The organism is Boseongicola sp. (genome assembly GCF_057460485.1).
Genome location: NZ_JBVCWP010000119.1, coordinates 1 through 11,376 on the forward strand (window position 1 = coordinate 1; position 11,376 = coordinate 11,376).

An 11,376-nucleotide genomic window follows, 5' to 3' on the forward strand; every position below is an offset into this window, starting at 1 on the left:
GATCTCTTGATGATCGACTTGCTCTGGCTCTGGCTCTGGCTCTGGCTCTGGCTCTGGCTCTGGCTCTGGCTCTGGCTCTGGCTCTGGCTCTGGCTCTGGCTCTCGAATGGCAATCACTTCAGGGTCCGGCGCAATAGCTTTCTCAGGGTGCGGCACGACCGTTTCGACAATCGGTTCAGCTAATTCTTCGACTTCGACCGGGTCCGGCGACGGCGCTGCCTCGGCGATCGGCTCTTCTTCGACGCCGCCGTCCTCGACGATGGCATCAAGTCCCCTATCAATTTTCGAGGACGACTTGAACAGTCGCTCTTTCAGTTTCGAGAAAAACGCCATGAAGCCTCCGCGCCCGGTTTCTCTTCACCTATTCGCTTGAGAACGGAAGGAAAAGACTTGCGCGGGGGGCTTTGGCGGTTTGGACGTCAGATTTCGTCCGGGAAGTGCTTTATTGTCAGGCGGATCGGGTTTGGAGCTGCTTGGCCCAGACCACAGATCGACGCATCCGCCATCGCCTGACAGAGGTCCTCGAGAAGCGGCTGGTCCCATGTATCGGCCTGCATCAGCTTTACGGCCTTTTCACAGCCCACACGGCATGGCGTGCATTGGCCACAGCTTTCGTCTTCAAAAAATCTCAGCATATTGAGGGCGGCGGCTTTAACGCTGTCTTTGTCTGACAGGATTATGACAGCTGCGGAGCCGATGAAACTGCCTAAGGGCTGCAGCGTATCAAAGTCGAGCGGCACATCGTCTATAGAGGCTGGCAGAAGGCCTGAGGACGGACCTCCGGGCTGGTAGGCCTTAAAGGTGTGATCATCCGACATTCCGCCTGCGGCTTCGATGATGTCGGTGATGGTTGAGCCTGCTGGAAGAAGGTGCACGCCGGGTTTGTTAACACGGCCAGAGACCGAGTAGGAACGCAGGCCTTTGCGGCCATTCAGTTCGACGCTTGAGAGGATTTCAGGGCCCTCGCGGCAGATGCGGGCGACCCAGTGCAGCGTTTCGATGTTGTGGACCAGTGTCGGGCGGCCGAAAAGTCCGACTTGGGCGACGAAAGGTGGTCGGTGACGCGGAAGGCCGCGCTTGCCTTCGATCGACTCGATCATCGCGCTTTCTTCGCCGCAGATGTAGGCGCCGGCACCGCGACGGACTTCAATAAAGCCGGGTTCGACAATGCTTGCGGCCTCAAGAGCAGCAATTTCGGTGGCTAGGATGTGAAGAACCGCCGGGTATTCGTCACGCATGTAGATGTAAACGCGGTCCGCTGAGACCGCCGCGGCAGCGATAAGCATGCCTTCAAGGAAAAGGTGCGGGGTGCGCTCAAGGTAGTAGCGATCTTTGAACGTGCCGGGTTCGCCTTCGTCTCCGTTAACGGCCATAAGGCGCGGGCCGGGATAGGAGCGCACGAAGCCCCATTTTTTGCCCGACGGAAATCCGGCGCCGCCAAGTCCGCGAAGGCCGGAGGCGAGAATTGTTTCTTCGACTTTATCCCAGTCTTGCGCGGCACGGTGGGTTTCCAATGCGTGGTAGCCCCCGGTCGCGCGATAGGATTCAAGCGTTTCATAGGCGGGGATGTCGGCGTGGGTGTCGCCCGTTTTGGCAGCTGCAAGAACGCTTTCGGAGGTCGCGTGGTCGATGTGATTGTGGCCAATTTCAACAACCGGTGCTGTGTCACAGCGGCCCATGCAGGGCGCGCGAACAATGCGGATTTCGGCAGCATCGGTTCCCGCTTCAAGCGCCGATTTCAACGCCTGTGCACCGGCAAGTTCGCACGATAGCGAGTCGCAGACCCGCACAGTCAGCGCGGGCGGCGGCATTTCCCCTTCTTTGACCACGTCGAAATGGGCGTAGAAAGTTGCAACCTCGTAGACCTCGGCCTGTGCGATGCGAAGCTCTTCAGAGAGCGCGCGCATATGGGCCGCGGAGAGGTGTCCGTAGGCGTCCTGGACCAGGTGCAGAAATTCGATCAGCAAATCACGATTGCGGGGGGCGTCGCCGAGAAGAGCAAGCACTTCGGCGTGTGCGCCATCATCCAGCTGACGGCCTTTGGGCGTGTGACGCCCTTTGCCCCGTCCGGATTTCCAGACACCTTTTTTGCTTTCGTCCAACGCCATGTCGGCTCCCCGGATCTTGATTTTCTGACGACACTCTAGACGGTCTTAGGGGGGTGGAAAGCTCGAAAAGCGACGTCTCGGAGCTGTTTTCACGTCTTGGATTGGCAATGCGCGACGAGGATGCGAAACATGGGAGTATGAGAGTGTTGGTTTTCCTTATTTTGTGCCTGCCTGTGGCTGGTTTTTCTGCAGATCGGTCCGTGTCGCCGTCCGAGTTCGAATCCATAGTGACCGACAAGACGTTGTCGTATTCCATCCAAGGGGTTGAGTACGGCGCCGAAGAATATTTCGGTAGCCGCCGGGTCAGATGGTCGTATCTTGACGGCGAATGCGAGGACGGCGAATGGTATCCGAAGGGCGAGCAGGTTTGCTTTGTCTATGACGCATTGCCATCGCCACAGTGCTGGCAGTTCTACCTGCGCGATGACCGGCTTTTGGCGCGATTTGAAAATAATCCAGACGCGACAGAGCTTTACGAACTGGATCGGCGGGAAGAGCCGTTGATGTGCCTCGGTCCCAAAGTCGGGGTTTAGAACAAGGTGCCTTGATCCGGCTTTTTCTTTCGGAATTTGGGTTTTGATGCGGCGGCATCGGTGGTGACATTGACGCGTCCATCGCGGAATTGGATTTCAAGCGCTTGGGCAGATTTGGCGGCGTCCGCTCCGGTGACGATTGTTTCGCCCGCGCGCACAACAGAGTAGCCGCGTTGCAGAGTTTCCTCGTAACCGATTGAGCGACGCACACGGTCGAGGGCGTCGACTTTTTCCGAAGCACGCGAAAGGCCCAAGGCAAATGCTCCGTTAAGTTTCGGAGATAAAGCATTGAAATCGCGCCGCTGTCTGTCTGCTTTTTCCTTCAGGTGTGCGGGGCGAAGGCGGGCGGCAATAAGGCGGTCCTTGCGCGACTGAACCACGCGGATCAAGCCGGGGCCAAGGCGGCGAGACCATTCACCGACACGCTGGGTTTCTGTTCGCAGGCGCGCTCGCAACGTAGCCGGGCGGATCGCGCTGGACAGTTGTGCAACTTGTGCCGCATGCCGTTCTACCGTCTGTCGAAGCGCGCGCGGCAATGCTTCGTCGGCGCGGTCAAGGCGTTGGCGGGGTTCGTTCAAAAGGGCTTCGGCGCGCGGCAAAATGCGCACAAGGTCGCGGAGCCTTTCTTTGCGACGGCTGACGCCCTGGCCCACAGCGCGGCTAAGCCGGCCGTCTTGGCTATCAACCCAAGCAATCAGATCAAGGCGAACGGGGACGGCAAGCTCGGCGGCAGCGGTGGGCGTTGGGGCGCGTTTGTCGGAGGTGAAATCGATGAGGGTGGTGTCGGTTTCATGGCCAACGGCCGAGATCAGGGGGATATCGCTATCGGCAGCGGCGCGCGCGACAACTTCTTCGTTGAAGCCCCAGAGGTCTTCGATAGAGCCGCCACCGCGTGCCACAATGATAAGATCGGGACGCGGAAGAGCGCCACCGGGCGTCATAGCATTGAAGCCTTTAATCGCGTTGGCGACTTGCGTCGCGCAGGCTTCGCCCTGAACTGCGACGGGCCAGATCAAGACCTTGCGCGGGAACCGGTCGCGCAAGCGATGCAGGATGTCACGTATGACGGCCCCTTGGGGAGACGTCACAACACCAATGATTTCAGGTAGATAAGGAAGCGGTTTTTTGCGGGCTTCGTCAAAAAGGCCTTCTGCTGCGAGCTTTTTCTTGCGGCGTTCCAGCATGGCCATCAAGGCGCCCTCGCCCGCGACGGCGATGCGCACCGCGTTCAAAGCATACTTCGATGAGAAGCCTGAGGCCGTCATTTTGCCTTCGGCAATGATCTCCATACCTTCTTCGGGCATCGTGCCAAGGCCCGGCACCTGCCCTTTCCACGACATGCATGACAGCACAGATTTGTCATCTTTCAGATCAAAATAAAGATGACCCGAGCGCGCGCGTGTCACGCGTCCAACCTCGCCGCGCACTCGAACGTAAGCCAACTCGCCTTCGATCAGACGGCGAACGGTCCCGGCAATTTCTGAGACCGAGAATTCGGGGGCGTTGTCGCCCGGTGTGTCTTCGAAAAGGTCCATTGCCCGTGCCTTGTGCTTGCGCTTGCGGGACCCTAGAACGCCTGAGAGGCGAGGTGAAGCGGGACATTGCGATGAATATTCTCATTCTTGGTGGCGGCGGGCGCGAACATTCGTTGGCTTGGGCCGCGCTGCAAAACCCGAAATGCGATGTGCTAATTGTGGCACCTGGAAACGCAGGCATCGCCGAGATCGCGACGTGCGCGGATCTGGACATCAATGACGGCGCTGCGGTTGTCGCTTTTGCCGAAGAACATGCGATAGATTTTGTGATTGTCGGACCCGAAGCGCCTTTGGCGGCAGGCGTGTCGGACGAATTGCGTGTGGCTGGATTTTTGGTGTTTGGGCCAAGTCAGGCGGCGGCGGAATTGGAGGCCTCGAAGGGCTTTACCAAGGAAGTCTGTGACGCTGCAAACGCCCCGACGGCGGCTTGGGCACGCTTTAACGATCCGGAAAGCGCGAAGGCTTATATTCGCGCGCAGGGCGCACCGATTGTTGTGAAGGCCGATGGGTTGGCCGCGGGCAAGGGCGTGGTTGTGGCAATGTCCAAGGTCGAAGCCTTGGATGCGATTGACAATATGTTCGGCGGCGCCTTTGGGGCTGCCGGAGCCGAAGTTGTGATCGAGGAGTTTATGGACGGCGAAGAAGCGTCGTTCTTTGTGCTGTGCGACGGGCTTGATGCGCTGCCGATTGGCACGGCGCAGGACCACAAGCGGGTTGGCGAAGGCGATACGGGCCCCAACACCGGCGGGATGGGGGCCTATTCCCCAGCGCCGGTCTTGTCGGATACTGTGGCGGCGCGCACGATGGAAGAGATCATCCGTCCGACCTTGGCCGAGATGGTGCGACGCGGCACACCGTATCAAGGCGTTTTATATGCAGGACTTATGATCAAGGACGGCGCGCCAAGGTTGGTGGAATACAATGTGCGTTTTGGCGATCCGGAGTGTCAGATTCTGATGATGCGGTTGGGCGCTCAGGCGTTTGATCTGATCCATGCTTGCGCCGAAGGTCGCCTGGCCGACGCACAAGTCACTTGGGCGGATGACCATGCGATCACGGTTGTTCTTGCCGCAAAAGGTTATCCGGGCAACTACGAAAAAGGTAGCGAGATCAAAGGACTGAGTGGATTAGGCGAAGACAGTTTTCGGATGGTCTTTCACGCCGGAACCACGCGGGACGGTGACAGTGTGCTTGCGACGGGCGGTCGGGTGCTGAATGTCACGGCACGAGCCGCCACACTGGAGGCGGCGCGCGCTGCCGCCTACGCGGATGTCGATGCAATTGACTGGCCCGGTGGGTTTTGCCGACGCGATATCGGCTGGCGCACGCTATCTGATTGACACAAGGGTTTTGCGGAGGACACCATGGCGACCGAACTAATGCGCAACGAGGCTGGCATTGCGACGGCATTGGGCATCCTTAAACAGCAATTCGGTGAGCGTTTTCAAACCGGTGCTTCGGTGCGCGAACAACATGGTCACACAACGACGTGGATCGAAAACCAGCCGCCCGATGCCGTAATATTTGCGCGATCAACCGACGATGTCACTACCGTTGTGAAGGTCTGCGCGACCCACAAGGTGCCGATCATTGCCTTTGGTACAGGCACATCACTGGAAGGACACGTAAACGCCGCTGCGGGTGGGGTTTCCATTGATGTCAGTCAGATGAACCAAATTCTGGCAGTCCATTCAGAGGATCTAGATTGCGTTGTGCAACCCGGCGTGACCCGTAAACAGCTGAACGAGCACCTGCGCGATCAGGGGTTATTCTTCCCGATTGACCCCGGAGCAAATGCGTCCCTTGGCGGGATGGCTGCCACGCGCGCAAGCGGGACCAACGCGGTGCGCTATGGGACGATGAAGGATTGCGTTTTGTCACTGAAGGCCGTGTTGCCGGATGGTCGGGTGATCCGCACCGGGCAACGCGCAAGGAAGTCATCGGCGGGTTATGATCTGACGCGGTTGTTCATCGGGTCGGAAGGCACGCTAGGGATCATCACGGAACTTACGATCCGACTGCAAGGGATACCCGAGGCAATGGCCTCGGCCACCTGTTCGTTTCCCAACGTTGAAGCCGCCTGCAATACGGTGATATCTACGATCCAGATGGGTGTGCCGGTCGCACGGATCGAATTGTTGGACGAAGCGCAGGTGCGCGCGTGCAATGCTTATTCGAAACTTGAGCTGCAAGAGACCCCTTTGTTGTTGCTGGAATTTCATGGATCGAAAGCAAGCGTCGCCGAGCAGGCCGAGATATTTGGCGAGATTGCTGCGGATGTTGGGGGGACCAACTTTGCATGGACCGCATCGCCCGAGGAGCGCACGAAGCTTTGGCAGGCACGTCATGACGTCTATTGGGCAGCCCGCGCCTACCGGCCCGGCGCGAGCGTGGTGGCAACGGATGTTTGTGTCCCGATTTCTCGGCTGGCGGAATGTGTTTCAGCCGCGACCTCGAAAATGGCCGAGCTTGATCTGATCGCACCCATTGTCGGTCACGTGGGCGATGGCAACTTCCACACAAGCATTCTGGTGATGAAGGACGATGCTGATGAAGTCGCGCGCGCGGAGACTTTTGTAGGCTGGCTGAATGAAACGGCGATTGGCATGGAGGGCACCTGCACCGGAGAACATGGCGTTGGTCAAGGCAAGCGCGCATATCTGCAGGCCGAACTAGGCGACGCGACGGACGTGATGGTTGCGATCAAGGCGGCGATTGATCCTGATAACATAATGAACCCGGGCAAAATCGTCTGAGGGATGTATCTCGCGCCGCGCGGAACGGATGTTTTTGTCGATACCACCGCACATCTCGGAATTTCCACGCGCGGATTGGCACGTTTTGCATGAATGGTACATTTTCGGCGAAGCACGGATGCTGATCGACAATGGTGCCGATACAACAGACACTGGAGCAATGCTTGGCGTTTACAGTCACCTAGGCAATCGGGTTAAGGTTGGTGTGGGCTCTGAATTGGACCACGTCAGCGAAGATCTGGCCGACATCGACTAAATCGGCCAGGGCGCGTTTTTGAATATTGTGGCGAAGTTTTAAAGGCATCAACGCGCGTGGATCAGTCCTGCTTTTTGCGTTTCGCAAGCGCCTCGTAGCCGGGCAACACACGATCGGACCGCGCACGCAGCATCGCGCTGATCCGCGGTGTAGTGCCGGTTTCTGCGCGCGAACGGGTTTGCAGCACAGGCGTGTTGGCCGATCTTCCGCCAAGACTTTCGCGCAAGACCACATAGACGCCCGCAAGCACGATCACGCCCGCGCCGATCCATGTGAATTTATCAGGGTACTCGTTGAAAAAGGCCGCCCCAAAAATGGCTGCCCAGATGATCTGACTGTACTGCATAGGCGCGACAATCGCCGCATCTCCCGAGCGGTAGGCGAGGATGGTGCAAAGCGCACCGGTGAAACCGAACACAGCGACAATTGCCAGAAGACCGAGGTGTTCAATAGGCATCGGCACATATACAAATGGCAGGATCATCCCCATGATTGCGACGTTGGCCATCATCGGAAAAAGCACCATGACGGCGCTGCGTTCCTCGGCACCGATCTTGCGCGCAATAACAGCGGCAAAAGCGCTGCCGCTGGCCGCCGCAAGGCCCGCGAAATGCCCAAGCGTAAAAGGCTCTGCACCCGGTCTGAGGACGATAAGAACGCCGGCAAGCCCCATCGCGACGGCGGCCCAACGATGTGCGCCGACTTTCTCGCCCAGCATGGGGATCGACAAGATGGTGATCAGGAGGGGCGCGGCAAAGATGAAGGCGTAGACCTGCGCAAGCGGCAAGACGGAGAAGGCGTAAAACGCGCCGACGCCTGTGATTAAGACAGACGCGGTGCGCGCCAGTACCCACCACGGATGCACCGGGCGCAGGGTTCCCGGCGTTTTGTCAGTCATCAGCATCAGCGTAGCAAGCGGGAACCCGAGGAGAGCTGAGAAGAACAGGATCTGAAACGGGGCGTAAGTCGCGCCCAACACTTTGATCACGACGTCATGGGTCGAGAACACGGCAAAGCCTGCAAGCGCAAAGCCCACGGCTTTCAGATTTGATTTTTCGACCATCGCATTGATCCTGCAGGTATTCTGCAAGACCTCGCGTGAAGAGCGCGTTACGTCAAGCCGCCAAATGTGGGTGGCAGCCATGACGCGCGCGCAAGCCACAATGTGGAAACTGGGGCATGCAGCCCCCGAGCTTCAGAGCGATGCGTCGAGTTTCGCGACAATCGCGTCGCCCATTTCACTGGTCGACACTGGCGCGCTGCCTTCTTCGCCGATGAGATCTGCGGTGCGCAGACCATCCGCAAGAACGGCTTCAATGGCGTCTTCCAGGCGGGTGGCTTCGTCGCCTTCGTCGAAGCTATACCGCAGCGCCATGGCGAAGCTGAGGATACAGGCAATCGGGTTCGCTTTGCCCTGCCCTGCGATGTCAGGCGCCGAGCCGTGTACGGGTTCGTACATTGCTTTCGGGCGGCCGTTGGCCATCGGCGCGCCAAGCGAGGCCGAGGGCAACATGCCAAGCGAGCCAGTCAGCATCGCGGCGAGATCGGACAGCAGGTCCCCGAACAGGTTATCGGTGACGATGACGTCAAACTGCTTTGGCCACCGGGTCAACTGCATCGCGCCCGCGTCGGCGTACATGTGGCTGAGTTCAACGTCGGGGTACTCCGCCGCGTGGATTTCGGTCACAACGTCGCGCCACAATACGCCCGATTCCATAACGTTGGCTTTTTCCATCGAGCAGACTTTGTTGTCGCGCTTGCGGGCAAGTTCAAAAGCCGAGCGCGCGACGCGGGCTATTTCACTTTCAGTGTATCGCTGGGTGTTGATGCCGACGCGTTCGTTGCCTTCTTTGTGGATGCCGCGCGGTTCGCCGAAGTAAACGCCAGATGTCAGTTCCCGCACGATCATGATGTCGAGGCCACCAACGACATCTGCCTTAAGGGACGAGAAATCAGCAAGCGCATCAAAACACTGCGCCGGGCGCAGGTTGGCGTATAGGTCCATTTCTTTACGAAGGCGCAGAAGGCCGCGCTCGGGCTTTAGCGAGAAATCAAGGTTATCATAGGCCGGGCCACCCACAGCCCCGAGAAGGACGGCATCGGCTGCTTGGGCCTTGGCCATCGTCTCATCCGTAAGCGGCGTGCCGTGGGCGTCGTAGGCACATCCGCCGACCAAGTCTTCGCTGACGTCGAATGAAAGATCGCGCTTGGCTCCGTACCAGTCGATGACTTTGCGCACCTCGGTCATCACTTCGGGGCCAATGCCGTCACCGGCGAGAATAAGGAGGGAAGGGTTGGTCATAACTGTCTCCGACGTCAGGGTTTAAAGGGGCGTACCCCTGCTCCGCCGGGGCGTCAAGAAGCCCGGGGTTTCGCATCGCATTCATCGGCCAATCGCGCCGCCAGAATGTCCCACACCCGCGCCACTCTCGGATTTTGGCGGATCTTTTCGTGGGCCGTCAGCCAAACCTCAAGAGCGGGGATATCGATGGGAAGATCAAGTTCTTCAACCAACGGGTCGGCTCGCCCGTTCCGGCATTGCGAAAATCCAACTCCGCACCCCGCACGAACCAATTCCCAGTAGACAGTCTGATTATCTGTCCGCACGGAAAAGAAATTGCGGTCGACGTTCACGCCCACATTCCGAAATCCCTGGATAATTTCCTCGTTGCGATCGTAGCCAATTAAATCAAGCGCAAGGAAGTCGTTTATGTTTTCCGGCTTGCCGTGCCGTTGAAGGTAGGTTCTGGCAGCGAAAATGCCCAGCGTCACGTCACCGATGTGGCGCGTAATCATGTCGAGTTGTTTTGGGCGATACATACGCACCGCTATGTCGGCCTCGCGAAACAAAAGGTTTTCGCTTTGGTCCGAGGCGACCAGATCAATCTGTATCTCGGGGTATTCGTGACGCACGTCCGCCAGCACTTTGGGAAGGATATAGTGAGAGACAAAAAGACTGGCTGTGATGCGGACCGTGCCGGCCACCTCAGTCTCGCCGCCGGTGGCCGCGCGCGACAAAGCCTCGGCGGCATTGCGCATGGCACGCGCGGGTTCAAGAAGGGTATCGCCCAATTCGGTGAGAGCCATGCCGCGCGCTTTCCGCCTGAAAAGATCAGCGCCAAGGGTATCCTCAATGGTTTGAATATGTCGGCCAACTGTGGGTTGGGACAGGCCAAGAGTACGCGCAGCCCCCGACAGAGAGCCGGTTTCAGCGACGGCAAGGAAGGCCTGCACAAGCGACCAATCGAGAGAACCCAGGGACTTATCCATTCAATACTGAATAGCAGATCTGCATTTTCTGGCAATTTCAATACGCAAAGGAATGGTAGAATGACACCGTAGAGACATTGATGGAGATCGTTGTGAGCGGAACAGTTTTGATATTAGGCGCGTCTGGTCGGTTTGGCCGCCATGCAGCCGAAGCGTTTTGGAACCGCAGTTGGCAGGTGAAAACCTTTGATCGGGAAACAGAGGATTTAGGCACTGCTGCAGCGGGCGTGGATGTCATCGTGAATGCCTGGAACCCACCTTACACCGCATGGGAGTGTGAGGTTCCACGGTTGACTGAACGGGTGATTGCCGCAGCCAAGTCCAGCGGCGCGGCGGTCATTTTGCCGGGCAATGTCTATGTTTTTGGGCATGATGCACCTCCTTTGCTTAGCGAAACGACGCCCCATGCCGCATCGAACTCCCTGGGACGCGTGCGGATCGAGATGGAGGCGGCCTATCGCGCTTCAGGCGTGCGCACCATCGTGTTGCGGGCCGGAGATTACATCGACACCGAGGCATCGGGGAACTGGTTTGACGCAGTCATAGCGGCCAAGTGCTCCCGCGGAACTTTTGTCGCCCCCGGCGATATGGACGCTGATCACGCCTGGGCCTGGTTGCCTGATCTGGCGCATGCGGCAGTCTTGCTGGCCGAGCGTCTTAGAACATTGGACACTTTTGAAGACCTGTCCTTTCCAGGCTTCAACTTGAGCATGTCCGCCTTGCACCGGATTTGTGAGCAGGCGACGGGACGCGATTTGGAGGTGCGACGGTTCCCGTGGTTTGCAATTCGAGTGGCCGGGCTTTTCTGGCCGATGGGACGCAGTCTGGTTGAGATGCGCTATCTTTGGTCGAAACCGCACCGGTTGGATGGGACACGGCTTCAGACCCTGTTGCCTGAATTACGAACAACCGATCCGC

At 58.5% G+C, this 11,376-nt stretch carries 10 protein-coding genes and 1 pseudogene; 5 read left to right on the forward strand and 6 right to left on the reverse strand.

The genetic code is table 11. From position 1 onward, the window contains the following. Both AC221Y_RS13720 and AC221Y_RS13725 read right to left on the reverse strand, forming a co-directional pair. Positions 1 to 333, reverse strand: a pseudogene (locus tag AC221Y_RS13720) (signal recognition particle-docking protein FtsY); the annotation flags it as partial. An 86-nt stretch (positions 334 to 419) separates the two neighbouring features. Next, positions 420 to 2,108, reverse strand: a complete 1,689-nt coding sequence (locus AC221Y_RS13725) for an NAD(P)H-dependent oxidoreductase subunit E (protein WP_486707537.1) — start codon at positions 2,106 to 2,108, stop codon at positions 420 to 422. A gap of 137 nt (positions 2,109 to 2,245) precedes the next feature. Here AC221Y_RS13725 and AC221Y_RS13730 point away from each other — a divergent pair, with 137 nt between their 5' ends. Continuing rightward, positions 2,246 to 2,641, forward strand: a complete 396-nt coding sequence (locus AC221Y_RS13730) for a hypothetical protein (protein ID WP_299749364.1) — start codon at positions 2,246 to 2,248, stop codon at positions 2,639 to 2,641. Here the strand turns inward: AC221Y_RS13730 and xseA are convergent. Further along, positions 2,638 to 4,176, reverse strand: a complete 1,539-nt coding sequence (gene xseA / locus AC221Y_RS13735) for an exodeoxyribonuclease VII large subunit (RefSeq protein WP_486707538.1) — start codon at positions 4,174 to 4,176, stop codon at positions 2,638 to 2,640. The genes AC221Y_RS13730 and xseA overlap by 4 nt on opposite strands. Positions 4,177 to 4,247: 71 nt before the next feature. Here xseA and purD point away from each other — a divergent pair, with 71 nt between their 5' ends. Genes purD through AC221Y_RS13750 form a run of 3 tightly spaced genes read left to right on the forward strand, consistent with a single transcriptional unit; the run spans position 4,248 to position 7,188 of the window. After that, positions 4,248 to 5,516: a phosphoribosylamine--glycine ligase gene (purD, locus tag AC221Y_RS13740; RefSeq protein ID WP_299749370.1), complete on the forward strand. Its 1,269-nt coding sequence runs from the start codon at positions 4,248 to 4,250 to the stop codon at positions 5,514 to 5,516. Positions 5,517 to 5,540: 24 nt separating this feature from the next. Next, positions 5,541 to 6,932: an FAD-binding oxidoreductase gene (locus AC221Y_RS13745; protein WP_299749372.1), complete on the forward strand. Its 1,392-nt coding sequence runs from the start codon at positions 5,541 to 5,543 to the stop codon at positions 6,930 to 6,932. Between the two features lie 34 nt (positions 6,933 to 6,966). Then, a complete protein-coding gene (locus AC221Y_RS13750) occupies positions 6,967 to 7,188 on the forward strand; it encodes a hypothetical protein (RefSeq protein WP_486707539.1) in 222 nt (73 codons plus the stop codon). A 61-nt stretch (positions 7,189 to 7,249) separates the two neighbouring features. Here AC221Y_RS13750 and AC221Y_RS13755 read toward each other — a convergent pair whose 3' ends face one another. From AC221Y_RS13755 to AC221Y_RS13765, 3 genes are all read right to left on the reverse strand, one after another. Beyond that, on the reverse strand, positions 7,250 to 8,251 hold the full coding sequence (locus AC221Y_RS13755; RefSeq protein ID WP_299749378.1) for a DMT family transporter: 1,002 nt from the start codon (positions 8,249 to 8,251) through the stop codon (positions 7,250 to 7,252). Positions 8,252 to 8,383: 132 nt separating this feature from the next. Continuing rightward, positions 8,384 to 9,490: a 3-isopropylmalate dehydrogenase gene (gene leuB / locus AC221Y_RS13760; RefSeq protein WP_299749380.1), complete on the reverse strand. Its 1,107-nt coding sequence runs from the start codon at positions 9,488 to 9,490 to the stop codon at positions 8,384 to 8,386. Positions 9,491 to 9,543: 53 nt separating this feature from the next. Beyond that, entirely contained in the window at positions 9,544 to 10,458 is a 915-nt protein-coding gene (locus AC221Y_RS13765) for a LysR family transcriptional regulator (RefSeq protein ID WP_486707540.1), read from the reverse strand. Positions 10,459 to 10,550: 92 nt separating this feature from the next. On the opposite strand from AC221Y_RS13765, the gene AC221Y_RS13770 reads away from it, so the two are divergent. Next, positions 10,551 to 11,376, forward strand: an 826-nt coding sequence (locus tag AC221Y_RS13770; RefSeq protein ID WP_486707541.1) for a Rossmann-fold NAD(P)-binding domain-containing protein, incomplete at its 3' end; no start/stop codon positions are given.

Coding starts and splice junctions, on each gene's coding strand:
- AC221Y_RS13725 (WP_486707537.1), bottom strand. CDS start 2,108: ATGGCGTTGGACGAAAGCAAAAAAGGTGTCTGGAAATCCGGACGGGGC.
- AC221Y_RS13730 (WP_299749364.1), top strand. CDS start 2,246: ATGAGAGTGTTGGTTTTCCTTATTTTGTGCCTGCCTGTGGCTGGTTTT.
- xseA (WP_486707538.1), bottom strand. CDS start 4,176: ATGGACCTTTTCGAAGACACACCGGGCGACAACGCCCCCGAATTCTCG.
- purD (WP_299749370.1), top strand. CDS start 4,248: ATGAATATTCTCATTCTTGGTGGCGGCGGGCGCGAACATTCGTTGGCT.
- AC221Y_RS13745 (WP_299749372.1), top strand. CDS start 5,541: ATGGCGACCGAACTAATGCGCAACGAGGCTGGCATTGCGACGGCATTG.
- AC221Y_RS13755 (WP_299749378.1), bottom strand. CDS start 8,251: ATGGTCGAAAAATCAAATCTGAAAGCCGTGGGCTTTGCGCTTGCAGGC.
- leuB (WP_299749380.1), bottom strand. CDS start 9,490: ATGACCAACCCTTCCCTCCTTATTCTCGCCGGTGACGGCATTGGCCCC.
- AC221Y_RS13765 (WP_486707540.1), bottom strand. CDS start 10,458: ATGGATAAGTCCCTGGGTTCTCTCGATTGGTCGCTTGTGCAGGCCTTC.